The following is a 25,539-nucleotide window of genomic DNA, read 5'->3' as shown; positions in this document are numbered from 1 at the left end:
AATAGATTTCAAATACGCATTTGTATGTTTTTATCTGACATTAAATTTCCATGAATTGTTTCTATCAATTTAATACATAAGAAATAACAATAAACTCAGCCACTATTATGATGAAAAATGCGATAAAATTCAACAAAATTGTCCGACCATGTATCATTTTCCCGATTTTTCTCTTTGACCAAGCTGGTACAAGTAAATTACACAGGACTAGCAACAATATACAATAGATGAGCTGAAATGGAAACCACCAAATCGTATAAACCCAGAAAGCTTCAAGTTTTTGTAATAAAAAAACCGAGCTAAAGCCAAAAAAGGTAGCACGCATCGCCACTGTTACACGTACTAAAACCTTCAGAACACTATGTGTTGCAAGCAATAGTACAAGAGCGATTGAAACAGCAACAGGTAACACTAAACGAAATAGAGAATGCCTGTCCCCATTTATTAAACGAGGCTCTATAAATGAAATAAAAGGCTCTGCTTTCGGCCCACCAATAACATGAAATAAGATAACGCCACAAACGAAACTCATCGCAATAATGGATGCGTGATAAAATATAGACACCGTACGGGACATAAACATGCTCCTTTTCTATCAAGGTTTGTACAGCTTATGCTCGTCCGCTTCTATTATGCAAAAGATTATTATCTTATTGTGCAGCAAGCCAAAGTACTGCAAACGCCGTCTTAGCGTCGTATATACGCTCATCTGCAACCATTTGCCCCGCCTCTTCCAACGAAACTTCTACTAATTCGACAAATTCATCCTCATCTAAATCTGCTTTGTTTTCAATTGTATATAAACCTTTTGCCACAAATAGATGGATGATCTCATCCGCGAAGCCCGGGGATGTTGCAAACGCTTGTAAATAAGTTAAGCTTTCTGCACCGTAACCTGTTTCTTCCTCTAGTTCACGTCGCGCCGTCACAATCGGCTCCTCACCAGGTTCAAGCTTACCAGCTGGAATTTCAACAATTGAACGTTCTAAAGCTTTGCGATATTGCTCCACTAATACTAACTTTCCTTCATCGGTAACAGCAATCACTGCCACTGCACCAGGATGCTTAATAATTTCTCTTTTTGCAACATTACCATTCGGTAAAGTGACATCATCAACTTGTAGTTTCACAATTTTCCCGTCATAAATGGGTGTAGTCTTTGTCGTTTTTTCTTCAAACTTTTTCATTGACTATTACCTCGCTTGTTCTTCAGATATGTTCATTGTACCATTACAAGTAGAGAAATCGAAGGAGGGCATTGGCATGAAAAAAAGACAGCTTGGCTCAAGTGAATTGTTAATTTCAGAAATTAGTTTAGGGGGCATGTCTCTTTCGACAGATAAGAAAAAGGCTGCTGATATCGTCGATATGGCGCTAGATGCTGGCATTAATTACATCGATACCGCCGATTTATATGATTTTGGGGCAAATGAAGAAATTATCGGGGCTATTTTAGGAAAGCGTCGTCAAGATGTTATAGTCGCTACGAAAGTTGGTAATCGATGGACAGAAGGCGTAGAAGGTTGGCATTGGGATGCATCCCCTTCTTATTTAAAGGAGGCTCTACACGCTAGCTTGAAACGACTAGGTACGGACTATATTGATGTTTATCAGTTACACGGTGGTACTATAGAGGACGATTGGGATGGAATTATCGACACTTTTAAAGGGTTGAAAAAGGATGGCTTAATCCGAGAATATGGTATTTCCTCTATTCGACCAAATGTACTAAAGCGTTTTTTACCAGCAAGCTCTGCAAAAAGTGTCATGATGCAATATAGTGCTTTAGATCGCCGTCCAGAGGAATGGTTCGACTTTATAGCAAGTGAAGGGGCTTCCGTTGTAACACGGGGAACAGTTGCAAAAGGTTTACTAACAAATAGCTGGAAAGAACGTTTACAGCTTGTCAATGGCTTTAACACTTACACAACGGACGAATTAACTACAGTATTGACAGGCTTATCTTCACATTATGACGATTTACATGCACTAGCAATCGCCTTTAATCTGGCGGAATCTACTATCGCCTCTACAGTGATTGGTGCAAGCTCACAGGAACAGCTGGCGCAAACACTTACTGCCTATGAAAAAATTAATTCGATAACAGATTTTAAAGCAGTCAAAGAGCTTACGAAAGCCGAACAATATATGGATCACCGATGAAAAAATGGCTTATCTTAATAGTATTTTTAGTAGTACTTGCGATTTCCTCCAGTATGACCTATGAACAACAGTCTATTATTCCTGAATTGGAGCAAATATTAGCAAATAAGCCGTTTGAAAAGCAATTGTCTGTGTTAAAAATTCCTTATTGGGATACAGTTGTTTCCGTTGAGGAGCGTGGTTACTTTAAGTTTGTAGAATTTTTAATTCGCAAATTCACGCATTTTGCTGGATTCGGCTGCTTCGCACTTGGTATTTACTTCGTATGGGGAAAACGTCGATTCGCCGCAAGTGTCGCTATTGCCGGGACAGCTCTTATTGCAGTGCTGGATGAGTTACGTCAAAGCTTCACACCCGGACGGACGATGAGCGGACAGGATGTTATGTTGGATACAGCTGGAGCAATTGTTTTTGTTGGGATTGTAGTGTTGGTGAGGAAGATTTTCAAAAGACAAAGGGCGCTTTAAATTTTATTAAAGGTCAAGTTATAAGCTGCAACTATTTTTAGATAGTGAATTCTTATTGAATGTCACACATTATATTATAGAAATTAAAAGGATAGAAGAGCTTAAATAACTTGCTCTATCTATCCTCTTTTTTTCCACAACAAACTAACTGAGCAGTTTAGTTGAAGAAGCGATTGTAAACTTTATTGGTGTGAGTTAAAATTATAAAGCTTCAAAGCATAAAAAAGGTAGGTTTAATGATGGGCGTCTTATCCTACAGTATCAAGTTTGTTTTATTTAGGTCTGCTACTAATGCTGTATGGTTTAATAAGTATATCAAATTTAATTTGAGAATTTTTTAACAGAGTTAATTCTACATATTTTGTAGATTAATTCTATTTTTTTGTTTTAATAACAACGATCTATACGAAAACAGCCTATAGAAAAGATTGTTGCACTTCAACTAGGAAAAACGAGGTAAAAAATAATGTATCAATTCCAACACGAGGTACAAAGAAAAGAAAAGGTTTATAAGATATATGTTATTCTATTTATTTTATCTGCATTGATAAATGTAGTCTCATTCTTTGTAGATGGTAACATCCTTCGTGGGCTAGTCAGTCTCTTAGTTTTTTCTATCGTTCTTCACTATGGTTTACGAAAGAAAGTCTGGGCGTCATTTATCGTAAAATATATAGTATGGATACATATAGTTTTATTGTTAATTATATTTCTCACTATGATCATTAAATTTATACAGTAAATACCTTATTCAACTAAAAAATATATATGAGGGATTTAAATGCAGACGAATGAAGAAGCAATTTGGGGAATAAGTAAAAACATTTTTTCTTATGTTAGATACCTCACCCTTTCAAAAGAAGAAAAGACTAAAATTAATATAAGTTTAGTTAAAGAAAAATACTGGTTCCAAGAACTAATGATTACTGAACCTTCTGTACTTAAATTGATAGAAGGAGATGAAGAAATTAGGGGATATTTATCATCGAGAAAGATGGTTAGAAAATTGCTAAGGGACAAAGAGGAACGGCAGCGTTTTAAAGGGCTTTTAAACGATAGATTAATTAACCGGGGGCACAATCAATTGAATTAAATTCAATTGATTTTGCTTGATACATTTTATCCTTAAACATATACGTAATTTGAATATCCCCTATACTCCCACCTACTGGAGAAATTTGACCTCCGATTTTCGCAATAAGTTGATTATCAATTATTTCAAAGTTGATAAGATTGCCAAAGTATATATCAAGAAATAAATGTTCAGGTTCAATTTTTAAAGGTTTGATATTAATTGTAAATTTCTTTTTTCCAATACTAATAACGGCTTTGTTAGGTAATAACTCAGTCTTTACGTTTTTTAACACTATTGCAACTGGGTCATCAACAAGCACTTCAACTGGTACTTCAACAAGCTCCTTATTTATTCTTTGATTTTGGATATGGAAAACGTGAACTTCTCGTTCTAACATTCCGGTACCAGTACCCTTGGTCAAAATTATGATTAACTCATTTTTTCCATCTTTATTGATGTCCTCATAGATAATTTGAGGTGACCAAGTGGGACTTGTTGTATTTATCCAATAAGGTCTTGTAAGGACACTACCTTTAACAACAATTTTAAAATTTGTATATACTTCATTCACCTTTTTAGCATAAAGGGTAACATCCGCTTTATCAGATTTTGTAATTTCCTCATATTCATTTATCATTGCTTTAGTTTTTGATAAAACAGTAAAAAGTGAAATGGCAATAATTAATATAAGAACCTTTTTCATAAGAGGACACCTCATATTTAAGTGTTCTCTATAACTGACTGTTTATTCCACTAAACTTCTCCATTAGCACAACAAGAAAAAAGATGCTGCCTCTGCAACAGGGAACTAGAATTTAATCTAATTTTTTTACAAATAAAACTCTGTCTTGATTCGGTCCGTCATAGTCTGTTTTTATTGATAGACCATCAACAATTCTATCTCCATCTTCAATTTCAAAACCCATCTTGGTATGATAGGCAATCGAAACTTTATTGACAGGTGACGTTACACAACGAACAATATTTCGATCATTTTGCTTTACCACATTAAAAAATTTATTGTATAAATGTTTTCCAATATTATGCTTTCTGTATTCAGGATGAACTCCAACGAAATGAATATACGCTTCATTTGAATGAGTTTGAGAAAGGAATCCTATTAGAAAACCCACAAGTTTACCATCCTTTTCTGCAATGAAACTTGTTTGTGTAAAATGGTCGAAGTATAATTTTGGTAACATATCAGACATATTCCTGCCACCCCACCACTCATTGATTAGAGGTGAAATTACATAGTAGTCTGAACCTTTAACTAAACGAATTTCCATTTTAATCCCCCTTATTTATGTAAAAATATATTTAAACTAAAATTACCATTACAGCAAATTTTATATTATTCCTTATGCAACTAAACCGCTCCGTTCGTTGAATAGCAACAATCTTTTAGAAAACAACCTATTTCTTTTATTACTTAGAGGTTCAAGAAATAGGCTTTAATGTACATTTAATAATTGATATAAGCACCTTTTGAATTATGATGAACGAACTTGACTTTTAATAAATTTTAAAGCGCCCTTTGTCTTTTATTTTGATGTCAGATGAATCTCCAAAAATATAGTTCTTCAGATTCTGAATATAACGTTGCCCCTGCTTTTTGTAATACTTTATGGGAGGCAATATTATTTTTATCAGTATCGGCAATCACATACTTAACATTAGATTGACGTAGCAACCAATCTTTCAACATCCTAACAGTTTCCGTCATGTATCCTTTTCCCTGATATTGTGGAAATGTATAATATCCGATTACGACTTCACCTTGCTCATTCGGTAGACCTTTTAGCATAATGCCACCAACGATACAGTTTTGTTCTTTCGATACGATTACCCAATTCGTGTACCAAATATAATTTTCTTCATCTTCTAATACTTTTGATAGTCTAAACTTCAAAGCTTGTCTTAGTTCTTCATCAAGAAAAACTTTATTACCACTTACCGACAACTCTATTTCCAATGTCTTTTCTTCATTAATTAGTAATTCTAAATACTTTGCGTTTAATGGGATTATTCTTAATCTTTTAGTGCTTAATTCAATCATTTTTTTCTCTCCTATCATAGATTTAACTAAAACTATTAAGAGATATATGTATTGGCAGCGTCTCCCGTGTTTTATTTTTCAAATAAATTTTAATTTAATCACCATAAAGTGGGGTTGATTTCCGCTCCGGCTGGGCGCTTTCCTGGGGGCGTCCGATGAGCCGCTTCGCTTCGCTGCAGGGTCTCGGGCCAACAGATGTTCTCTGTGCGAAAGCGTAGTGCTAACGTAGCGGCAGCAGAGGGTTTTGTTTGTGCGAAAGCGCAGCGACAGCAACAGCACCGATGTTGGTCACGAAGGCGTTATCACAGGATGTGATGGTTTTAGCCTTCGTTCCTCTATCGCTGATCCCCAAGGAGTCGCCCAGCCTCCACTACAATCAACATATTACATGGCAATTTGCTTATAAAACGAAATATCCAACTTTTAGTGATTATTCTTAATTTTATCAGTAAAGCAATAATAGAGAAATTATAATTTATCTATTAAGAAGTAATAAATTTTCCTAATCGAGATCGTACAATATAATTGAGCAAGGAACATAATTGTTCCGATAAAACACAAAAACAGTGAACCCGCATACATTCGGATTCACTGTTTTAAATTTTAAAATTTTGAGCCTTTATCGCCGTATTCGTTTAGTAGTTCTTCAAACGATTTGTTTTTTTCGCGTTGCTTGCGCTCAAAGGCTAGCTTTGCTTGGCGCTCTTCTTCAGCGGCATGCTCTTTCGCTGTTAAATCTTGCTTTGCAGCTTTTAATTTGGCTAGCACGTCACCGCCTAGCTGATCGGCTAATGTCACTGCCTCCTGCTTTGGTAGACTAGCTGTCACGCTACTATCTACGCGTTGCTGCTGTTTTCGTTTTTTTCCCATTACTTTCACCTTCTTATTCACTTCAAGGGCGCTTGACAATTGTTGCTACGCCTTGCCCACCACCGATACATAGTGTTGCGAGACCTGTTTTTGCATCACGCTTTTCCATCTCGTATAAAAGCGTTACTAAAATACGTGCTCCACTTGCACCAATTGGATGACCAAGGGCAATTGCTCCCCCGTTCACATTTAGTTTATCATGATTAAAGCCTAGTTCGCGATCTACAGCAATAGATTGAGCTGCAAAAGCTTCATTCGCTTCAATTAAATCTATATTATCTAATGTCACATCAGCCTTTGCTAATGCTTTCTTTACTGCCGTTACTGGGCCTGTTCCCATGATAGCTGGGTCAACACCTGCGCTTGCATTCGCTGTAATTAATGCTATTGGTCGAATGCCTAGCTCTTCCGCTTTTTCTTTCGACATGACAACGACTGCCGCTGCACCATCGTTAATGCCTGATGCACTTGCAGCTGTCACAGAACCATCCTTTTTAAAGGCAGGACGTAATTTTGATAGAGATTCCGCTGTAACGCCTTGACGCGGGAATTCATCTTTATCAAAAATAATAGGATCACCCTTGCGCTGAGGAATTTCCACCGCTACGATTTCATTGTTAAACTTTCCTGCTGTAATGGCCGCTTCTGCACGCTGCTGTGAACGTGCTGCAAAGGCATCTTGTTCCTCACGAGAAATCTCATAGACATCACATAAATTTTCAGCTGTAACGCCCATATGATAGTCATTAAAGGCACACCATAATCCGTCATGAATCATCGTATCGACTACTTTTTGATCTCCCATGCGGAAGCCTTCTCGGGCATTTTTTAATACATATGGTGCTTGGCTCATATTTTCAAAGCCACCTGCAACGATAATATCCGCATCCCCTGCTAAAATGGCTTGTGTCGCTAAGTGAACAGCTTTTAGTCCTGAGCCACAAACTTTATTAATCGTTAATGCAGATACTTCATGTGGTAACCCTGCTGCAATTGCTGCTTGACGAGCTGGATTTTGTCCAAGCCCAGCTGATAAGACATTCCCCATAATGACCTCGTCAACTTTTTCGCCTGCTACACCAGCACGTGCCAATGCTTCTTTAATAACAATGCTCCCTAATTTTGTGGCTGGTACGTCCTTTAATGTTCCTTGGAATGAACCAATAGCTGTACGTACTGCACTTACTATTACTACCTCGTTTGTCATAAACATTCTCCCCTTTTCCCCGTTCAAAAATGAACACTGCATGCATATGCTACTAGCAGATATATCTATTTTAACAAATATTTTGACGATTTTCGATAATAGAAATAATCGCAGTTTTGCCAAAGATATTGTAAAATGTTGACGTGTTTTAAACAATCTCAGTTGGGAACATTACAATTAAGCAAAGTGCATACATACGAATGATGTCGCTTGTATGCCTAGACAACAAATGAAACAGGACGTGGAGGTGTTAATAATGAAAAAGAAAATGCTTTTATTTTCAGGTATAACGACGACGCTTGCCGCAGCAGCAACAGGTCTATTTGGCTTCGCGCTCTCCAATAAATTAATGTTCATAAAGCAAAAGGATCCTGAATTTGTTCGTGAACGTGAAACTACTGCTAAACGTTTTGATGAAGCTTGGTACAATAAAAATTTTAAATGTGAATTAAATATCGACTCTCCAAATGGCTATACGATTCGCGGTATAATGTTTCAGCCATTGGAAACAAATAATACCATCATTATTTGCCATGGCGTAACAGAAAATAAAATCAACTCCGTCAAATATGCTCGACTTTTTGAACGGCTTGGTTACAATTCCGTTATTTTTGACCATCGTAGGCACGGGGAAACAGGCGGGAAAACGACTAGCTACGGCTATTATGAGAAAAATGACCTTGACGCAGTTGTCAAAACTGTCAAGGCAATGATTGGAGAAAACGCTATTCTTGGTATTCATGGTGAATCGATGGGTGCTGCTACAATGCTCTTATACGCAGGAACTGTAGAGGACGGTGCGGATTTCTATATTTCTGATTGTGCGTTCTCTGATTTTTCAATGCTGTTGAAACAAATTGCGAAGACAGAATTTAAATACGGCTCGATTATTCCCATTCGTTTTGCTGATTTCTTCGTCCGTTTGCGTGATGGTTATTCTTTTAAAAGCGTGACACCTTCTGACGCTGTGACAAATATCGAAAAGCCAGTGCTCTTTATCCATAGTATTCCCGACACATTTATTCCAGCTTCCATGTCACTGGATTTATACAATAAAAAAAGTGATCCGAAAAAGTTAAAGCTATTTGATAAAGGTGCCCATGCACAATCCTTTAATGAAAATATGGCTGAATATGAGGATTTAATCCATGATTTTTTAGAAAACTTCATCTATCAAAAAATTAATCGTGATTCTTCTTCGTCCAATGTCATTCCATTTCATTTTTAGTTGTGTCAATAGGTGTCATTTTAAATAAAATATAGCTCTTCGGCAAAGCGAGGGGGTGATTTCCGTTCCGGCTGGGCGCTTTGTTGCTGCCGCTACGTTAGCACTACGCTTTCGCACAGAGCAAAGCTTCCTAGGGGCGTCCGATGAGCCGCTTCGCTTCGCTGCAGGGTCTCATCTGTGACGCTGATCCCTAAGGAGTCGCCCGGCCTCCACTTCAATCACCCAATTCGCATAGCATGTACCTTCTGACATGCTATTCTATTTTATAGCGATAAAGGAAAATAACAACAATATATCTGTACGAAAATATTTTCTTGACCATTTGTGTTTTTCGACACAATGAAAAACCTTGCTGGACGTCACGCAAGGTTTTTTAAATTATTTTATTCTGCAAAAACGTTATGCCATTCATCACGTTTTGCTAAAAATTCTTTAGCTAACGCTTGTGCACCCTTTAGACTATGGCTAGCTGCCCAGCCGCATTGCACTTCATTGCACGCAGGAACTGCAGTGGCCTTTGTTACATCTGTAAATGTTTTTTCTAAAATATTCAATAAGTCTTCGTAATCATTATGATTGATTAGCGATACATAGAAGCCCGTTTGGCAACCCATTGGACTGAAATCAACAATGTGATCAGAATAATTGCGGATAATATCTGCCGATAAATGTTCTAAGGAATGTAATGCAGGCATTTCCATATGTTCTTTATTAGGCTGTTTAAAACGAATATCATATTTGTACACTTCATCGCCATTTTTTCCTGTTTTAACACCTGCTAAACGTACATATGGCGCTTTTACTTTCGTATGGTCTAAATCAAAGCTTTCAACATTTGTTTTTTCTCTCTGCAATGCACACAACTCCCTTTATATAGAATATTTCCATTATAACGAGTTTTCCGATAGAATTATATGTTTTTTACAAATTATTTAAACTATTCGCAAAAATAGATCTCGTCCGAAGGTTTGACTTATGTGTCCACGTACAACTTAGTCGTGATGTAAAACGTTTGGAAATATTAAAATGATTAGTTTAGGTTTGTAATACAGTTGATTAAATTAGTGATATTAACTTTTATATGCGAACAAATCTAAAGAGCATGTTTTGAAAAAAAAATTGATCAAAACATGCTCTTATTTAATGTGGACAAGCTTGCCGTATTTGATATGTCTGTTTAAAGTAAGCTTCTACTCCTTCTTGTGTCTGCACACAACTCAGTTAACCCTGCACAACCGTAACACCTCTATATGAGGAATAAAAAAATGGATCTCCATATGTATGAGAGATCCTTCTTTTTACTCGTTTCCTATAAAATCGATATGATTAGACAAAAATACCATGGAGTGCTCCTAGTAAGGTAAAAATGATAAAATGGTCACCAATCGCAATTAAAAAATTTCTCTTATTTACGAGTCCAAATAATGTATTTTTCAAATAAACAATTGAAATAAGAAAGCCAATAATACCTCCTACAGCAGCACCTTCTAACAAACTATTTGAACTAGTCGCTTGAACGAGAATTGCAATAAAAATGGAACTAATAAAGGCAACGATTACTGAAATCACATATTTTAATGCACCTTTGCTTTGATTTTCCTTCCCTACTAATATGGAATAATAGATAGCCCCATAAATCATATACAAGATTCCACCAATAAGAATAGCAAGATAATTTAACGTACTTAAATCAATTGACATACATTTACCCCCGATTTATTTAGGCTCTATGGCTAAAGCGATTGCACTGATTCTGCAATTAAGATTGAGTTTATCACTAACCTGAGTCCCTATCAATATAGGGCTCAGGCTGCTTAACCCGTTTAAGTTGTGGTTAAAATAATTTGATTTTTAAAATCACATCACGATGTTTAGACATCCACTAAAATAAGTTAAAAAAGCAACTAGCCCTGGCTTGGACTAGTTGCTTTTTAAAAATTCCAATTATTTTTGGAATTTATTCATTTGTGACATCATTTGGCGTACTTGCTTTTCAGACGGCGTACGACCCATTTGCGCCATCATCATACGAATCATTTGCTCATTAATCGGTGGGTTTTCTTTTAAATATTTCATCATAGCTTGACGAGCTAAAAAGAACCCAAGTGCCGCGCCCGCTGCTAATGCGATAATTACAATAATAATCCAGCCCCATGTAGGCATACAACCAACCTCCTCCACTACAATATATACCGAGAAAAAAACTCTCCACGCTCCATTATACACCAAATATTAGCGTGTTACTATATATTGTAGTGAATTTTCCTAATGCATTGTATACTTCATTGGCTTTAGCCACCCACATTCATTATCTTGTTTATTAAATGCAATAAAGCGCTCGCTCATTTTCGCAAGCATTTGGAACAGATCCAAATCAAGCATCCGTGAACCCTCACAATAGACACAAATTTTGCGTTCTACTAAATAAATAGCCATTTTTCCTTTTATAGGATGTTCTAAAAATAATGCATTACGAGCTCTCTCTAAATGTGCATACTTGGAATCTAGTTGCGCCTCTAACATCGTAGCTATCTCATCGAAGCGAACTGTTTCACATATATATGCAAGTTCTTTTAAGGATTTCTCGTTAGCGTCTTCACAGCCTTGCATCATTTCTAATAACTTACGCTCTCTGCCGAAAATAAACGTTAAATGCTCTTCTTTTATTTTATATATGGAATAGGTTCTCACTAGAAATCCTCCTTCGCTCATTTCTTTTTCATAAGTATAGCTCATCCAAACTCTTTAATTTGTCAAACGAAGGAGGAATTCATCTTCTATTTTTGTCGAAAACTTTCTACTTTCAGTTCTATCAAATACTTTATGGCTAATTGTATTTTTACCAATTTAGCTTCTTTTATAGAGCTTAGAATACTCTCAGCCTCAAGACCTAGAGTAAAATCAATTCCCAGTCCGTTTTAGCAAAGCGCGTTAATAGGTAATATAAAAGTACAAACGAAAGGAGCTAAAACATATGAGAAAATTTCTTTTATTTACAGGAGGCTTCATCGCAGCATGTGTTGCACTTGCCTTAGTTGGACCACTAGCAGGCTTACTATTTTCTGGTTTATTTGTAGCGCTTGGCATGCACTTCTACATTGCAAGCAAGTCGACATTCGGCAAAATCATTTGGTTTACAGTTGGTCTGATGGGTGTTCTATCAGCAATATCTAATATCCCAGCTATGGTTGGTTTAGCAGCAATCGCTATCATCTATGTTATCTATAAAAAATGGAATAACGAAGATGTAAAAATTCCAACGATTGAAGCTAAAGAAGAAGATCCGTTTACAAACTTTGAAAAAGAATGGTCAAACTTAACAAAATAAAAGGAGCGAATTTACATGAACTTATTTCAACGTTTTAAATATACAATAGAGGCAGATTTACATCATGTATTTGATAAGAAGGAACAAAAAAATCCAATTGCGATGTTAAACCAATACATTCGTGAAGCTGAAAAACAAACAGAGCAAACTGGGAAATTATTAGAGCGCCAAGGTCAATTAAAAGAAAAACTAGAACAGGAATTCAAACAAAATGCAGATTTACTAGCTAAACGTGAGGCTCAACTTAAATTGGCTACTACTAGTGGGGAGCAAGATTTAATCGATTTTGCTACTGATGAAGTAGCTGCTTACACAGCACGTAACAATACATTACAAACTAGTATTGAAGCGAGCACACGTGAATACTTCGAGCTTGAGCGTAAATTCGAAACGATGAAACATAAAATTAAAGATATGAAAGTGCGTCAATTACAGCTTATGGGCAAAGAAAACGTCACACGCGCTCACCATCAAATGGACGGTATGATTGCTAAAAACAATAAAACCAACTTTGAAGATTTAGAAACATATATCGATAAGCTTGCTTACCAAATCGACAAAGATCATGAAGTAACATCTTTCGAGACTCGTCTTGCACAGTTAGAAAAAAATGTCGCAGAAGATAATGCGCCACTGCTAATTGAAAACAAATAAGAAATAAAGGATGCCTCAATTATTGAAGCATCCCTTTTCTTTGAAAAAAACTTTTGATAATTTTAATGAAAGGCTGTTTTCGTATAGATTATTGCTCCCTTGAAAATATCGATTATGATTGAATATAATGCAGTTTCAGGAAATGTGGAGATTTGTGTATGTATGGAGCAGTAAGTAAATTAAAGAAGCACAAAGTCTCTATCTAAAAGAAGGAAGTAATTAATATAGAAGAACAGATATAAAAGAAGCAACGGCATAAAATATTATACCAATAGGGAATATCATCGGCAGTTTATTGATCTCTCTCAAATCACCCGATTCTTTTTTCATCCCTTTGTAAAACTTTGTCGTCATTAACACGCCACCTATCAATAACACGCCGCAGCCGATAGACGAAACGATGTCCAATTCTACTGCTTTACCCATTTCGATGGACACTACCACTATAGAGTATATAAAGGCTGCAAACAAATAAAGAGCTTTTTCCTTCCTCTCTAATTTTCTGCTTTTCTTTTTCTCCACTTTATACCAATGTTTCAAATCTTCTTGCGACACGTACTGCGCAACAATGGCTTTTACTTGTTTCGGCTTGAGTGCTCGAACATTGCAGCCTGAAATAACCGAGAATTGCGTAGAAGTTTATTATGATCAAAAAGGTTCTGGAAAAAGTTTTAATAAGAAATTAACGATCGCTCATTTCTTTTTCTTAAGTATAGGTCATCTCAACTTATTGTTAAACGAAGGAAGCATCCATCTTCTATTTTTAGTTCTATCAAATACTTTATGGATAATTGCATTTTTGCTTTTTTTATAGTGCTTAGAATACTCTCAGCCTCAAGACCTAGAGTAAAATCAATTCCCAGTCCGTTTTAGCAACGCTTTCTAATAGGTAATATAAAGGTATCAACGAAAGGAGCTAAAACATATGAGAAAATTCTTTCTACTAATCGGAGGCTTTATCGCAGGATGTGTTGCACTTGCTTTAACCGGACCGCTTGTAGGTTTACTATTTTCTGGATTGTTTGTAGCACTCGGTATGCACTTCTACACTGCGAGTAAATCGACATTCGGCAAAATTTTATGGGTTACAGTGGGTCTGATTGGAGTTCTATCAGCAATATCTAATATACCAGCAATGGTTGGTTTAGCAGCAATCGCTGTCATATATGTTATCTATAAAAAATGGAATGGCGAAGATGTAAAAATCCCAACTATTGAAGCTAAAGAAGAAGATCCGTTTACAAACTTTGAGAAAGAATGGTCTAACTTAACAAAATAAAGGGAGCGAATTTAAATGAACTTATTTAAACGTTTTAAATATACAATTGAGGCTGATTTACATCATGCATTTGATAAGAAAGAACAAAAAAATCCAATTGCGATGTTAAATCAATACATTCGTGAGGCAGAAAAACAAACAGAGCAGACTGGTAAATTATTAGAGCGTCAAGGTCAATTAAAGGAAAAACTAGAGCAAGAATTTAAGCAAAATGCAGATTTACTAGCTAAACGTGAGGCTCAACTTAAATTAGCTACCACTAGTGGAGAGCAAGATTTAATCGATTTTGCCTCTGATGAAGTAGCTGCTTATACAGCACGTAACAATACATTGCAAGCTAGTATTGAGGCAAGTACACGTGAATACTTCGAGCTGGAACGCAAATTTGAAACGATGAAACACAAAATTAAAGATATGAAAGTGCGTCAATTACAGCTTATGGGCAAAGAAAACGTCACTCGCGCTCACCATCAAATGGACAGTATGATTGCTAAAAACAATAAAACCAACTTTGAGGATTTAGAATCATACATCGATAAGCTCGCTTACCAAATCGACAAAGATCATGAAGTGACATCTTTCGAGACTCGTCTTGCACAGTTAGAAAAAAATGTCGCAGAAGATAACGCACCACTGCTAATTGAAAATAAATAACATGTTATAATGAAAGAAATGCGCCATGTTTAGAGGCGCATTCTTTCACGTTTTGAAATTGAGGGACCTATTCCCTCTCTTATACTCTTAGTAGAAAGAAGGGTGACCCTCTTGCAAAATTTCACAACTAATAAGCTCACTTTTTGGGTAGTATGCTTCTTTTTACTCGTTTTTGTGGAGCTCACAATTTTTAATAACGGTGGCGCCTTTTGTCTATTGATTGGGGTAGGACTTCTTTATTTAAGTTTCTCGAAAAAAAATCGTTTCTTTAAATGGACAGGAATTTTCTTTATTTCGATTGCACTCTTTACGATGTGGAGTTTACGCTTATTTATCGTCATCATTCTTTTATATATGCTCTACCAATACTTACAAAGAGAAAACGTAGCCAAAGTTGTTGGTGTGGAACTTTTCGAAAAGCTTCCCACTACGAAAAGTGAATTATTCGGTACATTGCCGGCACCAGTAGAAGCTTATAAATGGCAAGATGTCCAAATACAGCGACTCGCAGGCGACATTACGATTGACACAACACAAACCATTTTACCTACCGGCACAAGTATTATTACGATTCGACAAGGGATTGGTAAAGTACAAATTTATATTCCTTATGAAATTCCATTCCGCTTACACTATACGACCTTATTTGGTGAATTAAAGTGCCTAAATGTTGGTCCACAACGTATACTTAATGAAAGTGTAAGTTTCTCAGATGGAAACCCTGAGGATGCAAAGCGTACCCTAGTTATACATGTTGCAACATGGCTTGGGGACTTGGAGGTGCTACGTAAATGATTGCCTTTATCTCAAGAACATTTACCTTACTTTTTATTTTGATGAGTGCAGCATTCGGTCTCCTTGTCGTTGTTTGGGGCGAGCCAAACGAGAAAACGTGGGAGCCATTATGGCAGCAGAATTATAATAATATCCCACTCGGTGGTTTTATTGTCGTCATTCTTTTTGCACTTAGTTTACTGATTGCAAGCTGGATTAGTATGACTGCCCGTGCAAGAGAGGCACAGGCAACCCGCATCGTGAAACAGTTAGTTGAACCGGATTTTGTATTACCTAAAAAACAGCCTTTACCAAAACCGTTGAAAAAAGCTTTAGTTCAAACTAGTGAATTAATCGATACCCAACGAAAAAGCTTACAGCGCTTATCCAATGAACGTGCAGAAGCTAATGATAAAATTATTCAAGAGCGAATTATTGCTGAACGTCAACGCCTTGCTCGTGAGCTTCATGATTCTGTATCACAGCAATTATTCGCAGCTTCGATGTTGCTTTCCGCATTAACCGAAACTGCTGAAAATCCTACAAGCTTAAAGCAGGTTGAAAAAGTTGTGCAACAGGCACAGCTTGAAATGCGCGCATTATTATTACATTTACGTCCAGTAGCTCTGCACAATAAAACGCTTGCACAAGGTCTTGAGGAGTTAATTATTGAGCTGCAACAAAAAGTCTTTTTTCATATTGAATATGAGCTTGAAGAAATGTCATTATCCAAAGCGGAGGAAGATCATTTATTCCGTATTGCACAGGAGGCGTTATCGAATACACTACGTCATGCCAAAGCGAGCGAAGTTGAATTATTGCTCGTTGCTCGCGATGATTTAGCGATATTACGCATTCAGGACAATGGCCTCGGCTTTGATGTCGAAGCCGATAAATCTACTTCTTATGGTCTACAAAACATTGCTGAACGCGCTGTGGAGATTGGCTGTATGTATAAAATTGTGTCAGTACCTGGGGAAGGAACAATTGTAGAGGTGAAAACCCCTTTACAAAAGGAGGTTGAAGTGAATGATTCAAGTATTAATAGTGGATGACCACGAAATGGTGCGTATCGGTGTTTCTGCCTATTTATCAGCACAACCAGATATCACCGTTGTAGGTGAAGCTGAAAATGGTAAAGTGGCAGTGGAACGTGCTCTCGCTTTGCGTCCAGACATTATTTTAATGGACAATGTGATGCCCGTCATGACAGGAGCTGAGGCGACAGCTGAAATTCTAGCTGCATGGCCAGAAGCAAAAATTATGATGGTGACAAGTTTTTTAGACGATGACAAAGTCTATCCAGCATTAGAGGCTGGTGCAGTCAGCTATATTTTAAAAACATCAAATGCGAAGCAAATAGCAGATGCCATTCGTAAAACAATGGGCGGCGAAACCGTTTTAGAGCCAGAAGTAACATCCAAAATGATGCATCGCATGCGCCACGGCTCTAGTACCCCACTGTATGAGCAGCTGACCGATCGTGAAATGGAAGTATTATTGCTCATAGCTCAAGGCAAAGCAAATCAGGAAATCGCCGATGACCTATATATTGCATTAAAAACTGTAAAAACACATGTCAGCAATATTTTAGCGAAACTCGATGTTCAAGATCGAACACAAGCAGTTGTCTACGCTTTTCAAAATGGGCTTGCAAAGTAAGTTATTCCAAAAAAATACGAAACTGCATTTCTACCAATGCAGTTTCGTATTTTTTTAATTTAATCTATTAAAAAGTTCTTGAAGTTCGCTTACACTGTTAACTATGTATGTTGCTTGTGCATCCGTTAATTCTTCAAGTGAGCCATAGCCATAAGTAACACCGATAGAATCCATGTGGTTTTCATGCGCCCCAACAATATCGTATTTGCGATCTCCTATCATAATAAATTGATCGATTTTCGCTTCATTAAAATGTTCACGTGCAAATGTGATGACTTCCCCTTTTGCTGAACGTGTACCATCTAAATTGCTACCTGCGACAAAGTCAAAATAATGTTCTAGGTTGAAATATTGTAAAATTTGTTCCGCAAATACAGTTGGCTTAGATGTCGCAATTGCTAATATGTATCCCTGTTGCTTTAAATTGGTTAACAAAGCTGGAATGTTTTCATACAGTTTATTCTCAAACATCCCTCTTTCAGTAAATCGTTCCCGGTAATCGTTAATAGCTTGATCAATTTGCATATCATCAAATCCGTAAATTTCCTGAAAAGATACTTGTAATGGTGGCCCTATAAAGCTTTCAAGCTCATCTAAATTATTTACTTCGATACCAGCCTTTTGTAATGCATGTTGAACTGATTTCGTTATGCCAATTTTAGGATCAGATAATGTGCCATCTAAATCAAATAAAACTACATGATACTTTTTCATAACTAGCTCTCCTTTAAACTATTGATTGATATACTGTTGAACCAAAATCGTGAATATCCTTGATGTAATCAAATCCTTCAGGTGAACCAAAGCTGTTAAATCCACGAACTGCCACAATATTTTCTTTTGGAATTACCAATAAAGCAACATTTGTGTAACCAAGTAGTTGAAAGCTTCCTTTTGGTACTATTGGGCTTAACTCAGTAATCCCTTCTCTCTGTTGTGGCTGAACAAACCAGAAAAAGCCGTTAGTTGGCAATTTCTTTGGTTTAGTATTCGGGGATTGCATTGTCGTTACTAACTGTATGATTTCTTCTGGTATCATTTGTTTTCCATGTAACCTCCCTTTATCAAGATGCACCTGCCCCCACTTAGCTAACTCTCTTAATGAGCTATACATATTCATTTTGCTGCCATCACATTTATCACTTTCATACCAAAATGGACTATCATTATGTATTACCTCTATATGTTGGTCGTTTTTTTCACTAAACCAATTTGTTTCAGTGAAAGACAATGTCTGAAATACTTGCTCATCCACAATTTCAGCAATCGTTTTTCCTGTGACTTTAAAAATGATTTTGGCAAGTAGTTCTACATTAATATCTCGATATGCCCAGTTATAGCCTGCTTTGAATTCCTTTATTACTTTTTCGTTTTGCCGACGTAAACCGTGAGTATGTGTGAGAAGATGTCTAATCGACACATCTGCATAGACTTTTTCATCTTCTAAATAATCACTTAGTCTATCATCTATTGAGGCAATATAGTTATGATAAATCGCATATGCTACAGCAAATCCTATATAGGTTTTGCGAACTGAAGCGAGATGAAAAAGAGTATGTGGATCTACCTTCTTCGCGTTTTGTTGTTGTCCTTGCACACCAAAATATTCTTCTAGTATGGTATGACCATGTTTATTAATAATAACTCCGCCACCTGTACAATCTAATTCTGAGAAAGTTTTCTTTACTTGTGTAAGTATAGTTTGTAGCTTCATCTAAATACCCCTTTTACGAACACCACTAAAATACTTTAAAACTCATACTATCATTGTATATCAAATGGGAAATAATACTATAAAAGTTTATGTCCCTTCATCGGAATCCTTTTAACACAAAAAAATACCGCAACACTCAGTGGAGACTTAACCCCACCTAGCATTGCGGTATTAAATAAATTATAGCGCTTTTACCTTCGCTACAACATTTTCTACTGTGAATCCGTATTTTTCCATTACTAATTCACCTGGTGCAGAAGCGCCGAACTTGTCAATTGCAAGAACGTCTCCTTCAAAGCCAGTGTATTTATGCCAGCCGAATGATGCGCCCATTTCGATTGCAAGACGTTTTGTTACAGCTTTTGGAAGAACAGATTCTTTGTAAGCTGCGTCTTGTTTTTCGAAGCGATCCATAGATGGCATTGAAACAACTGCCACATCCATGCCTTCAGCTTTTAGTGCTTTTTGTGCTTCAACTGCAAGTGAAACCTCAGAGCCTGTTGCAATTAAAATCGCATCTGCTACTTCTTTTGTAGCCGGAGATACTGTATAAGCACCTTTTGTAACACCTTCACGTACTGTATCAATAGATGCGTCGAGAACAGGTAAGTTTTGACGAGATAATACTAAAACAGTTGGTGTTTTTTCAGATGCTACTGCTAGCTCCCATGCAACTGCTGATTCATTTGCATCAGCTGGACGGACTACAGATAAGTTTGGCATTGCACGTAAAGATGAAAGGTGTTCGATTGGTTCATGCGTCGGACCATCTTCCCCTACAGCAATTGAGTCATGTGTAAATACATAAGTAACAGGAAGACCCATTAATGCAGAAAGACGTACAGCTGGACGAACATAATCAGAGAATACGAAGAATGTACCACCGAATACGTTAACACCACCGTGAAGTGCCATACCGTTCATAGCAGCACCCATAGCAAATTCACGTACGCCGAACCAAATATTACGGCCAGCATAATTGTCTGCAGAGAAATCTCCGGCGTCTTTCATCGTAGTTTTGTTTGAGCCAGCAAGGTCAGCTGAACCACCGAAGAATGATGGAGTTTTCTTCGCAATGGCATTGATTGCATCTCCAGAAGATGAACGAGTAGCTACTGATTTACCTGCTTCATAAACTGGTAATTCTGAAGCGAAATCCTCTGGTAATTGCCCATTCATTGCGTTTTCAAATTGTGCTGCTAATTCTGGGAACTCTTGCTTATATGCTTCAAACTTAGCATTCCAAGCTTCTTCAGGTTGTGCCCCTTGAACCTCAGCAGCTGCTGCGAATGCATCATATGCTTCAGCAGGAATTTGGAATGGCTCGTGTGCCCATTCATAAGCTGCTTTTGTTAAAACGACCTCATCTTGACCAAGTGGTGCACCGTGAGAAGCTGCTTTACCTGATTTGTTTGGTGAACCAAAACCGATAACAGTTTTCACTTCGATAAGTGTTGGCTTGCCAGTTGATTTTTTAGCTTCTTCGATAGCTGCGTTAATTGCTTCAACATCTGTACCATCAGCAACTTTTAAATAGTTCCAGCCATAAGATTCAAAACGCTTTTGGACATTTTCTGAGAATGATTTTTCTAAATCACCATCTAAAGAAATATCGTTTGAATCGTATAAAACGATTAATTTTTCAAGTTTTAAGTGACCTGCTAAAGAGATAGCTTCTGCTGCTACACCCTCCATTAAATCGCCATCGCCACAAAGTGCAAATGTATAGTGATCAACGATGTCATGTCCTGGTTTATTGTAAGTAGCTGCTAAATGACGTTCAGCCATTGCCATACCAACTGTCATAGCAATTCCTTGACCTAGAGGACCTGTTGTTGCCTCTACCCCAACTGTATGACCATATTCAGGATGTCCTGGAGTTAATGAATCCCATTGACGGAAGTTTTGAATTTCTTCCATTGGTAAGCCGTAGCCCCCAAGGTGAAGTAGGCTGTATAGAAGCATAGAGCCATGACCTGCAGAAAGTACAAAACGATCGCGGTTATACCATTTTGGATTAGCCGGATTATGGCGAAGTTGTTTTGTCCAAAGCGTATAAGCCATTGGCGCTGCCCCCATCGGTAAACCTGGGTGACCTGAGTTTGCTTTTTCAATTGCATCGATTGACAAAGTTCGGATAGCATTAATCGCTAGTTGATCCGCATGTTGAGTCATTATTTTGTGACATCCTTTCTCGTCCTATATATTGTTCTTATACAGTTTAGTCAACATTGCTTCAGAAAACAATATTTTTGTTATACTATTAACGTTTTATTACATACTTTATAGAAATGTGACACATTAATTTAGGAATTTATTTTTTTTCGCTTGTTTAACTTTTTCTGGTGTTACATCATTTCCTTCAGCATCTACCACTTTTACGTTTTCAATTGTATCACGCATCGTTGCTCTAAATGTATCTAGATATTCCTTACGAAGCGCTGTTCGTTCTTTAGCTTCTGCCTCTGTTAAAGTACCATTTTTAGACTTAGCAGAAAGTTCATTGATTCGGTTAATTTTTTCTTTTGATAACATAATTACACACCTTTCAGTACATATCTTAATGAATATGGTATGCAAAGTATAGCATGTATTCCCTTAAAATGCAGTAATACCAACCTTTCTAGCATTCTTATATTTTTGAAATAAATACCATTAATTGCATGACTTTGAGAAATTACAAGTGTATAACTAATTTAAAGGGTTCCAAAATAACATTTAATTTATGCTTGGGGGAAAATGAAATGTTTATCAAAACGAACAGACTATTAATAAGAGAATTTGAGGTTCGAGATTGGCAAGCTGTCTATGCATATACTTCAAGCCCAAATGTGATGAAGTATATTCCAGAGGGCGTTTTTAATGAGGAGCAAGCAAAAAAGTTTGTTTCAGAAAATAGCGGTGAAAATGCAAAATACTTCCCTGTTATTTTACTTAGAGAAAACATAGTTATTGGCCATATTGTTTTCCATCGATATTTCGGTGATCATACGTACGAAATTGGCTGGGTATTGAATCCGAGCTATTACAACAATGGATACGCATCTGAAGCAGCCAAAGCTGTACTGGACTATGGATTTAAAGAAATGAAACTTCATAGAATTATTGCTACATGCCAGCCAGAAAATATCCCTTCCTATAAAGTGATGGAGAAAATCGGCATGAGACGCGAGGGTTATTTTAAAAAATGTATACCACACAATGATGATTGGTGGGATGAATACTATTATTCTGTCTTAGATGAGGAATGGGTATAAGATACTTTCACTAGTCTGCAAACCTTCGTAGTTAAATAGATGGGAGAATTATATGAAAAAAACCGCTGTATTATTGTATCCCAAATTTAGTGAATATGAATTGAGTGTAGCATTATCTATATTAATGCAAGGAGATAAACCCATTATTACTGTTGGGTTAAACAATGAAAAAATTAAAGGGGAATCGGGGTTATCTTGTATAGCCGATACACAAATTAGTGAAGTTAATCTGGACGAAATCGATAGCTTGTTGCTACCAGGCTGTATGGATATAGCTTACCTAATAAATGAGCAAGAATTAATTGATTTTATTAGTAATGTGAATGCCACAGGAGCAATTATCGCAAGTATCTCTAGCTCTCCATCTCTTTTAGCGAAAGCTGGAGTATTAAAAAATAGAAAGTATACTGTTGGGTTGCCGCTAGAAGGCATAAGAAAATTAGACTTCTTCGATCTTAATCATTTCTCTGAAGACCTAGTTGTACAAGATGGTAACATCATAACTGCAAGAGGTAGAGGTTTTATACAATTTGGTATTACTGTCGGTAAAGCCCTACATCTCTCTTTTGATGAAAATTGGTACAGAGAATAACGAAATAGCTCTAATTGATAGGAAAGATTAGTACAGTAAAAGATGGCAAGTTCCTTTTCAAACATTATATAGAATATTGAGCAAGAGAAGTAGAAATGGCTACTTCTCTTATTTTAAAAAATTCTTTCCCTGTTCTATCCATAACTTTGGTGATTCTATCCACGTCTTTCGCTGTTCTATCCGTCACTTCAGCGATTCTATCCACGTTTTTCGCTGTCCTATCCGTCACTTCAGCGATTCTATCCACGTTTTTCTCTGTTCTATCCGTCACTTCAGCGATTCTATCCACGTTTTTCGCTGTTCTATCCATCACTTTGGCGATTCTATCCACGTCTTTCGCTGTCCTAACCGTCACTTCAGCGATTCTATCCACATTTTTCGCTGTTCTATCCATCACTTCGGCAATTCTATCCACGTTTTTCGCTGTCCTATCCGTCACTTCAGCGATTCTATCCACGTTTTTCGCTGTCCTATCCGTCACTTCAGCGATTCTATCCACGTTTTTCTCTGTTCTATCCGTCACCTCGGCGATTCTATCCACGTTTTTCTCTGTTCTATCCGTCACTTCAGCGATTCTATCCACGTTTTTCGCTGTTCTATCCATCACTTTGGCGATTCTATCCACGTCTTTCGCTGTCCTAACCGTCACTTCGCCATTCTATCGTGACTACTTGTCTCCTTCACCTTCATCTAGAGCCTTTAAAAAGAAAAAAATCAGTAGGAAAACTCCCACTGATTAAAACGTTATTTTATTTCGTTTCCCTCTAGATGTTCCCGATATCTCCTATGGACAGTAGCTTTGCTTACGTCAAAGTCTAGCCCCCTAAGAGTTACAGCGATTTCCTCAAATGTGAAGCCTCGATTACGTAACTTGACGATTTCTTCTATAGGGACATCTTTACGTTCTTGACCGTTTGGATTTCCTCGGTTAGATAAATTGTTTTCAGGGCGATAGCCATTTTCAACCGCACGACGCATACCTCGACGTATTTTTGCATTATGGATTCTACGCTGGTACTCCTCTACAATTGCTAAAATTTCTAGGAGCATCGTATCCATTTCATTTAATTGTACAGGTCCCGCATCTCGCATAGAGAAAACATTAGTTTCAGTTTTCTGCAATAAATGCAATACGGCCATTCGAGCATTTCCACGTCCTAAGCGTGTTTCATCCTGCACAAATAATGCTGTTACTTCTTTTTCTTTTATGAAATCGAGCATTTCTAGTAAACCTTCTCGTTCCACATCATAGCCACTATGCTTATCCTTAAAAACATGCTTCACTTCGTAGCCCTGTTCTTTAGCATAGCGTACTAACTCCTCCTCCTGACGCTCTAACGAGGAGCTTTGTGTCTCTTTTTCTGTACTCACACGGCAATAGACAACAGCCGATTGTTGTTTAGTTATCATTTTACATTTCTCGCAATTTCAATTGAATTTAAAGGATTGGGTTGGTCCTCACCCACTACTGGAATCACTAGAGATTTACCTGCAATAATTCGTACGTTCGATAATTCATTTTCTGTCTTAACAAGCTTAATCCATTCATCCGACTTCATTTTACCACGGTATTGTTCGGCTAACGACCATAAGCTATCACCATGTTCGATTTCAATTTCTGCGTATGTAACCTCGCCTGGGTCTGTTATAAAAAGATATGCTGTAAATAGTAGACAAGCTCCTAATAAAATTGTAATATGTGGATTTTTTTTAAACCAGTTCATGTTTATAACCCCTTTTCGAGAATGTTTGTTCGGAATATATGTTCTTATAATAATGCGAACAAACGTTTTTGTCAAACACTTTTCGAACCTATGTTTGCTTAAGTGTTCGCATTCTGCTATACTATTAATAAGTAGAATGATTAGAAAAAAGAGGTGAGCAATCATGAAAAAAGTATCGAAAAGACAAGAGGCCATATTAGAGTTCATTAAAGAAGAGGTACGCGCAAAGGGGTATCCACCATCTGTACGTGAGATTGGTGAAGCAGTTGGACTTGCTTCAAGCTCTACAGTTCATGGACATTTAGCTCGTTTAGAACAAAAAGGCTTGATTCGACGTGATCCAACTAAACCACGTGCCATTGAAATTCTAGAGCCAGAGGATTCTATTCAAAAGCAACATGTTATACATGTCCCACTTGTTGGGAAAGTTACTGCAGGTTCTCCGATAACTGCTGTTGAAAATATCGATGAATATTTCCCACTACCAGATATTTATGGGACAAGTGAAGATCAGTTATTTATGCTTGAAATTATGGGTGAATCCATGATTGAAGCTGGCATTTTAGACGGAGATTTAGTTATTGTTAAACAAAAATCAACAGCTGATAATGGTGATATTGTCGTAGCAATGACTGAAGAGAATGAAGCAACTGTAAAGCGTTTCTTTAAGGAAAAAAGTCATTTCCGTTTACAGCCTGAAAACGCAACAATGGAGCCAATTATCGTAGACCAAGTTTCTATTTTGGGGCATGTTGTAGGTCTTTATCGTCGTGTACATTAAAAGTATCTCAATAGTAAAGTATAAAAAGAGGATTTTATGTTCACTGATGGG

At 37.0% G+C, this 25,539-nt stretch carries 33 protein-coding genes; 14 read left to right on the top strand and 19 right to left on the bottom strand.

Annotated elements, in window-relative coordinates:
* Positions 1–64: 64 nt before the first annotated feature.
* Together ACQKMI_RS09665 and ACQKMI_RS09660 are read right to left on the bottom strand one after the other, a co-directional pair.
* Positions 65–577, bottom strand: a complete 513-nt coding sequence (locus tag ACQKMI_RS09665; protein ID WP_427488322.1) for a hypothetical protein — start codon at positions 575–577, stop codon at positions 65–67.
* A 73-nt stretch (positions 578–650) separates the two neighbouring features.
* Complete coding sequence (locus ACQKMI_RS09660) at positions 651–1,187, bottom strand: NUDIX domain-containing protein (protein ID WP_427488321.1); 537 nt, start codon at positions 1,185–1,187, stop codon at positions 651–653.
* Positions 1,188–1,263: 76 nt separating this feature from the next.
* On the opposite strand from ACQKMI_RS09660, the gene ACQKMI_RS09655 reads away from it, so the two are divergent.
* From ACQKMI_RS09655 to ACQKMI_RS09645, 3 genes are all read left to right on the top strand, one after another.
* The gene (locus ACQKMI_RS09655) at positions 1,264–2,163 is read left to right on the top strand and encodes an aldo/keto reductase (protein ID WP_427488320.1); all 900 of its coding nucleotides are present in this window, start codon (positions 1,264–1,266) and stop codon (positions 2,161–2,163) included.
* Positions 2,160–2,630: a VanZ family protein gene (locus ACQKMI_RS09650; RefSeq protein WP_427488319.1), complete on the top strand. Its 471-nt coding sequence runs from the start codon at positions 2,160–2,162 to the stop codon at positions 2,628–2,630. The genes ACQKMI_RS09655 and ACQKMI_RS09650 overlap by 4 nt, the downstream gene beginning before the upstream one ends.
* Positions 2,631–3,411: 781 nt before the next feature.
* Complete coding sequence (locus tag ACQKMI_RS09645) at positions 3,412–3,723, top strand: hypothetical protein (RefSeq protein ID WP_427488318.1); 312 nt, start codon at positions 3,412–3,414, stop codon at positions 3,721–3,723.
* On the opposite strand, the gene ACQKMI_RS09640 is transcribed toward ACQKMI_RS09645, so the two are convergent.
* The 5 genes from ACQKMI_RS09640 to ACQKMI_RS09620 all read right to left on the bottom strand — a co-directional run bounded on the left by ACQKMI_RS09640 (position 3,695) and on the right by ACQKMI_RS09620 (position 7,841).
* The gene (locus ACQKMI_RS09640) at positions 3,695–4,408 is read right to left on the bottom strand and encodes a hypothetical protein (protein ID WP_427488317.1); all 714 of its coding nucleotides are present in this window, start codon (positions 4,406–4,408) and stop codon (positions 3,695–3,697) included. The two genes, ACQKMI_RS09645 and ACQKMI_RS09640, sit on opposite strands and share 29 nt — an antisense overlap.
* A 112-nt stretch (positions 4,409–4,520) precedes the next feature.
* Positions 4,521–4,994, bottom strand: coding sequence for a GNAT family N-acetyltransferase (locus ACQKMI_RS09635; RefSeq protein WP_427488316.1), 474 nt, complete (start codon positions 4,992–4,994; stop codon positions 4,521–4,523).
* Positions 4,995–5,260: 266 nt separating this feature from the next.
* The gene (locus ACQKMI_RS09630) at positions 5,261–5,764 is read right to left on the bottom strand and encodes a GNAT family N-acetyltransferase (RefSeq protein ID WP_427488315.1); all 504 of its coding nucleotides are present in this window, start codon (positions 5,762–5,764) and stop codon (positions 5,261–5,263) included.
* Between the two features lie 603 nt (positions 5,765–6,367).
* Positions 6,368–6,634, bottom strand: a complete 267-nt coding sequence (locus tag ACQKMI_RS09625) for a YqkE family protein (protein ID WP_427488314.1) — start codon at positions 6,632–6,634, stop codon at positions 6,368–6,370.
* Between the two features lie 22 nt (positions 6,635–6,656).
* Entirely contained in the window at positions 6,657–7,841 is a 1,185-nt protein-coding gene (locus tag ACQKMI_RS09620) for an acetyl-CoA C-acetyltransferase (RefSeq protein ID WP_427488313.1), read from the bottom strand.
* A 256-nt stretch (positions 7,842–8,097) separates the two neighbouring features.
* Between ACQKMI_RS09620 and ACQKMI_RS09615 the strand changes: the two genes are divergently transcribed.
* Positions 8,098–9,069, top strand: coding sequence for an alpha/beta hydrolase (locus tag ACQKMI_RS09615; protein WP_427488312.1), 972 nt, complete (start codon positions 8,098–8,100; stop codon positions 9,067–9,069).
* Between the two features lie 383 nt (positions 9,070–9,452).
* Here the strand turns inward: ACQKMI_RS09615 and ACQKMI_RS09610 are convergent, their stop codons facing one another.
* The 4 genes from ACQKMI_RS09610 to sirA form a co-directional block, all read right to left on the bottom strand.
* Positions 9,453–9,923 (bottom strand): S-ribosylhomocysteine lyase, encoded by a 471-nt coding sequence (locus ACQKMI_RS09610; protein WP_427488311.1) that lies wholly within the window; start codon positions 9,921–9,923, stop codon positions 9,453–9,455.
* Positions 9,924–10,395: 472 nt separating this feature from the next.
* Positions 10,396–10,770, bottom strand: a complete 375-nt coding sequence (locus ACQKMI_RS09605) for a DUF1761 domain-containing protein (RefSeq protein WP_427488310.1) — start codon at positions 10,768–10,770, stop codon at positions 10,396–10,398.
* A 243-nt stretch (positions 10,771–11,013) separates the two neighbouring features.
* Positions 11,014–11,232, bottom strand: coding sequence for a YneF family protein (locus tag ACQKMI_RS09600; RefSeq protein ID WP_049668607.1), 219 nt, complete (start codon positions 11,230–11,232; stop codon positions 11,014–11,016).
* A gap of 102 nt (positions 11,233–11,334) precedes the next feature.
* Entirely contained in the window at positions 11,335–11,760 is a 426-nt protein-coding gene (gene sirA / locus ACQKMI_RS09595) for a sporulation inhibitor of replication protein SirA (RefSeq protein ID WP_053483154.1), read from the bottom strand.
* A 283-nt stretch (positions 11,761–12,043) separates the two neighbouring features.
* On the opposite strand from sirA, the gene ACQKMI_RS09590 reads away from it, so the two are divergent.
* Both ACQKMI_RS09590 and ACQKMI_RS09585 read left to right on the top strand, forming a co-directional pair.
* Positions 12,044–12,397 (top strand): ABC transporter permease, encoded by a 354-nt coding sequence (locus tag ACQKMI_RS09590; RefSeq protein ID WP_323651285.1) that lies wholly within the window; start codon positions 12,044–12,046, stop codon positions 12,395–12,397.
* 15 nt (positions 12,398–12,412) lie between these two features.
* Positions 12,413–13,051, top strand: coding sequence for a PspA/IM30 family protein (locus ACQKMI_RS09585; RefSeq protein ID WP_427488309.1), 639 nt, complete (start codon positions 12,413–12,415; stop codon positions 13,049–13,051).
* A 219-nt stretch (positions 13,052–13,270) separates the two neighbouring features.
* Here the strand turns inward: ACQKMI_RS09585 and ACQKMI_RS09580 are convergent, their stop codons facing one another.
* A complete protein-coding gene (locus tag ACQKMI_RS09580) occupies positions 13,271–13,591 on the bottom strand; it encodes a hypothetical protein (protein ID WP_427488308.1) in 321 nt (106 codons plus the stop codon).
* Between the two features lie 385 nt (positions 13,592–13,976).
* Between ACQKMI_RS09580 and ACQKMI_RS09575 the strand changes: the two genes are divergently transcribed.
* From ACQKMI_RS09575 to ACQKMI_RS09555, 5 genes are all read left to right on the top strand, one after another.
* Positions 13,977–14,330: an ABC transporter permease gene (locus ACQKMI_RS09575; protein ID WP_427488307.1), complete on the top strand. Its 354-nt coding sequence runs from the start codon at positions 13,977–13,979 to the stop codon at positions 14,328–14,330.
* Between the two features lie 15 nt (positions 14,331–14,345).
* On the top strand, positions 14,346–14,984 hold the full coding sequence (locus tag ACQKMI_RS09570; protein WP_427488306.1) for a PspA/IM30 family protein: 639 nt from the start codon (positions 14,346–14,348) through the stop codon (positions 14,982–14,984).
* A 111-nt stretch (positions 14,985–15,095) separates the two neighbouring features.
* Complete coding sequence (gene liaF / locus ACQKMI_RS09565) at positions 15,096–15,779, top strand: cell wall-active antibiotics response protein LiaF (RefSeq protein ID WP_427488305.1); 684 nt, start codon at positions 15,096–15,098, stop codon at positions 15,777–15,779.
* The gene (locus tag ACQKMI_RS09560; RefSeq protein ID WP_427488304.1) at positions 15,776–16,813 is read left to right on the top strand and encodes a sensor histidine kinase; all 1,038 of its coding nucleotides are present in this window, start codon (positions 15,776–15,778) and stop codon (positions 16,811–16,813) included. The genes liaF and ACQKMI_RS09560 overlap by 4 nt, the downstream gene beginning before the upstream one ends.
* The gene (locus ACQKMI_RS09555) at positions 16,788–17,420 is read left to right on the top strand and encodes a response regulator (protein ID WP_427488303.1); all 633 of its coding nucleotides are present in this window, start codon (positions 16,788–16,790) and stop codon (positions 17,418–17,420) included. The genes ACQKMI_RS09560 and ACQKMI_RS09555 overlap by 26 nt, the downstream gene beginning before the upstream one ends.
* Before the next feature lie 54 nt (positions 17,421–17,474).
* Here ACQKMI_RS09555 and ACQKMI_RS09550 read toward each other — a convergent pair whose 3' ends face one another.
* The 4 genes from ACQKMI_RS09550 to ACQKMI_RS09535 form a co-directional block, all read right to left on the bottom strand.
* Complete coding sequence (locus tag ACQKMI_RS09550; protein WP_427488302.1) at positions 17,475–18,134, bottom strand: HAD family hydrolase; 660 nt, start codon at positions 18,132–18,134, stop codon at positions 17,475–17,477.
* A 13-nt stretch (positions 18,135–18,147) separates the two neighbouring features.
* Positions 18,148–19,134 (bottom strand): serine hydrolase domain-containing protein, encoded by a 987-nt coding sequence (locus ACQKMI_RS09545; protein ID WP_427488301.1) that lies wholly within the window; start codon positions 19,132–19,134, stop codon positions 18,148–18,150.
* Positions 19,135–19,314: 180 nt separating this feature from the next.
* The gene (tkt, locus tag ACQKMI_RS09540; protein WP_427488300.1) at positions 19,315–21,309 is read right to left on the bottom strand and encodes a transketolase; all 1,995 of its coding nucleotides are present in this window, start codon (positions 21,307–21,309) and stop codon (positions 19,315–19,317) included.
* A gap of 126 nt (positions 21,310–21,435) precedes the next feature.
* A complete protein-coding gene (locus tag ACQKMI_RS09535; protein ID WP_079560654.1) occupies positions 21,436–21,669 on the bottom strand; it encodes a DUF896 domain-containing protein in 234 nt (77 codons plus the stop codon).
* 209 nt (positions 21,670–21,878) lie between these two features.
* Here ACQKMI_RS09535 and ACQKMI_RS09530 point away from each other — a divergent pair, with 209 nt between their 5' ends.
* Positions 21,879–22,391 carry a GNAT family N-acetyltransferase gene (locus ACQKMI_RS09530; protein WP_427488299.1) on the top strand — a complete coding sequence of 171 codons (513 nt, stop codon included), beginning with the start codon at positions 21,879–21,881 and terminating at the stop codon, positions 22,389–22,391.
* 52 nt (positions 22,392–22,443) lie between these two features.
* Complete coding sequence (locus tag ACQKMI_RS09525) at positions 22,444–22,983, top strand: DJ-1/PfpI family protein (protein WP_427488298.1); 540 nt, start codon at positions 22,444–22,446, stop codon at positions 22,981–22,983.
* 64 nt (positions 22,984–23,047) lie between these two features.
* Here ACQKMI_RS09525 and ACQKMI_RS09520 read toward each other — a convergent pair whose 3' ends face one another.
* The 3 genes from ACQKMI_RS09520 to yneA form a co-directional block, all read right to left on the bottom strand.
* Positions 23,048–23,608 carry a hypothetical protein gene (locus tag ACQKMI_RS09520; protein ID WP_427488297.1) on the bottom strand — a complete coding sequence of 187 codons (561 nt, stop codon included), beginning with the start codon at positions 23,606–23,608 and terminating at the stop codon, positions 23,048–23,050.
* Between the two features lie 119 nt (positions 23,609–23,727).
* Positions 23,728–24,393, bottom strand: coding sequence for a YneB family resolvase-like protein (locus ACQKMI_RS09515; protein WP_427488296.1), 666 nt, complete (start codon positions 24,391–24,393; stop codon positions 23,728–23,730).
* Positions 24,390–24,707, bottom strand: coding sequence for a cell division suppressor protein YneA (yneA, locus tag ACQKMI_RS09510; protein ID WP_427488295.1), 318 nt, complete (start codon positions 24,705–24,707; stop codon positions 24,390–24,392). The genes ACQKMI_RS09515 and yneA overlap by 4 nt, the downstream gene beginning before the upstream one ends.
* Positions 24,708–24,870: 163 nt before the next feature.
* Here yneA and lexA point away from each other — a divergent pair, with 163 nt between their 5' ends.
* On the top strand, positions 24,871–25,488 hold the full coding sequence (lexA, locus tag ACQKMI_RS09505) for a transcriptional repressor LexA (RefSeq protein WP_049668590.1): 618 nt from the start codon (positions 24,871–24,873) through the stop codon (positions 25,486–25,488).
* Positions 25,489–25,539 lie beyond the last annotated feature (51 nt).

Origin of the sequence: Lysinibacillus sp. NPDC097214, from assembly GCF_050277945.1 — a bacterium.
Taxonomy (GTDB): domain Bacteria; phylum Bacillota; class Bacilli; order Bacillales_A; family Planococcaceae; genus Lysinibacillus; species Lysinibacillus xylanilyticus_B.
Note: the sequence above shows the minus strand (reverse complement) of the source record. Positions and strands in the feature narration are given on the sequence as shown.

Excerpts from the sequence above, each read along its gene's own strand:
- ACQKMI_RS09665 (WP_427488322.1), bottom strand. The coding sequence starts at position 577 with ATGTCCCGTACGGTGTCTATATTTTATCACGCATCCATTATTGCGATG.
- ACQKMI_RS09660 (WP_427488321.1), bottom strand. The coding sequence starts at position 1,187 with ATGAAAAAGTTTGAAGAAAAAACGACAAAGACTACACCCATTTATGAC.
- ACQKMI_RS09655 (WP_427488320.1), top strand. The coding sequence starts at position 1,264 with ATGAAAAAAAGACAGCTTGGCTCAAGTGAATTGTTAATTTCAGAAATT.
- ACQKMI_RS09650 (WP_427488319.1), top strand. The coding sequence starts at position 2,160 with ATGAAAAAATGGCTTATCTTAATAGTATTTTTAGTAGTACTTGCGATT.
- ACQKMI_RS09645 (WP_427488318.1), top strand. The coding sequence starts at position 3,412 with ATGCAGACGAATGAAGAAGCAATTTGGGGAATAAGTAAAAACATTTTT.
- ACQKMI_RS09640 (WP_427488317.1), bottom strand. The coding sequence starts at position 4,408 with ATGAAAAAGGTTCTTATATTAATTATTGCCATTTCACTTTTTACTGTT.
- ACQKMI_RS09635 (WP_427488316.1), bottom strand. The coding sequence starts at position 4,994 with ATGGAAATTCGTTTAGTTAAAGGTTCAGACTACTATGTAATTTCACCT.
- ACQKMI_RS09630 (WP_427488315.1), bottom strand. The coding sequence starts at position 5,764 with ATGATTGAATTAAGCACTAAAAGATTAAGAATAATCCCATTAAACGCA.
- ACQKMI_RS09625 (WP_427488314.1), bottom strand. The coding sequence starts at position 6,634 with ATGGGAAAAAAACGAAAACAGCAGCAACGCGTAGATAGTAGCGTGACA.
- ACQKMI_RS09620 (WP_427488313.1), bottom strand. The coding sequence starts at position 7,841 with ATGACAAACGAGGTAGTAATAGTAAGTGCAGTACGTACAGCTATTGGT.
- ACQKMI_RS09615 (WP_427488312.1), top strand. The coding sequence starts at position 8,098 with ATGAAAAAGAAAATGCTTTTATTTTCAGGTATAACGACGACGCTTGCC.
- ACQKMI_RS09605 (WP_427488310.1), bottom strand. The coding sequence starts at position 10,770 with ATGTCAATTGATTTAAGTACGTTAAATTATCTTGCTATTCTTATTGGT.
- ACQKMI_RS09600 (WP_049668607.1), bottom strand. The coding sequence starts at position 11,232 with ATGCCTACATGGGGCTGGATTATTATTGTAATTATCGCATTAGCAGCG.
- ACQKMI_RS09590 (WP_323651285.1), top strand. The coding sequence starts at position 12,044 with ATGAGAAAATTTCTTTTATTTACAGGAGGCTTCATCGCAGCATGTGTT.
- ACQKMI_RS09585 (WP_427488309.1), top strand. The coding sequence starts at position 12,413 with ATGAACTTATTTCAACGTTTTAAATATACAATAGAGGCAGATTTACAT.
- ACQKMI_RS09575 (WP_427488307.1), top strand. The coding sequence starts at position 13,977 with ATGAGAAAATTCTTTCTACTAATCGGAGGCTTTATCGCAGGATGTGTT.
- ACQKMI_RS09570 (WP_427488306.1), top strand. The coding sequence starts at position 14,346 with ATGAACTTATTTAAACGTTTTAAATATACAATTGAGGCTGATTTACAT.
- ACQKMI_RS09560 (WP_427488304.1), top strand. The coding sequence starts at position 15,776 with ATGATTGCCTTTATCTCAAGAACATTTACCTTACTTTTTATTTTGATG.
- ACQKMI_RS09555 (WP_427488303.1), top strand. The coding sequence starts at position 16,788 with ATGATTCAAGTATTAATAGTGGATGACCACGAAATGGTGCGTATCGGT.
- ACQKMI_RS09550 (WP_427488302.1), bottom strand. The coding sequence starts at position 18,134 with ATGAAAAAGTATCATGTAGTTTTATTTGATTTAGATGGCACATTATCT.
- ACQKMI_RS09545 (WP_427488301.1), bottom strand. The coding sequence starts at position 19,134 with ATGAAGCTACAAACTATACTTACACAAGTAAAGAAAACTTTCTCAGAA.
- tkt (WP_427488300.1), bottom strand. The coding sequence starts at position 21,309 with ATGACTCAACATGCGGATCAACTAGCGATTAATGCTATCCGAACTTTG.
- ACQKMI_RS09535 (WP_079560654.1), bottom strand. The coding sequence starts at position 21,669 with ATGTTATCAAAAGAAAAAATTAACCGAATCAATGAACTTTCTGCTAAG.
- ACQKMI_RS09530 (WP_427488299.1), top strand. The coding sequence starts at position 21,879 with ATGTTTATCAAAACGAACAGACTATTAATAAGAGAATTTGAGGTTCGA.
- ACQKMI_RS09525 (WP_427488298.1), top strand. The coding sequence starts at position 22,444 with ATGAAAAAAACCGCTGTATTATTGTATCCCAAATTTAGTGAATATGAA.
- ACQKMI_RS09515 (WP_427488296.1), bottom strand. The coding sequence starts at position 24,393 with ATGATAACTAAACAACAATCGGCTGTTGTCTATTGCCGTGTGAGTACA.
- yneA (WP_427488295.1), bottom strand. The coding sequence starts at position 24,707 with ATGAACTGGTTTAAAAAAAATCCACATATTACAATTTTATTAGGAGCT.
- lexA (WP_049668590.1), top strand. The coding sequence starts at position 24,871 with ATGAAAAAAGTATCGAAAAGACAAGAGGCCATATTAGAGTTCATTAAA.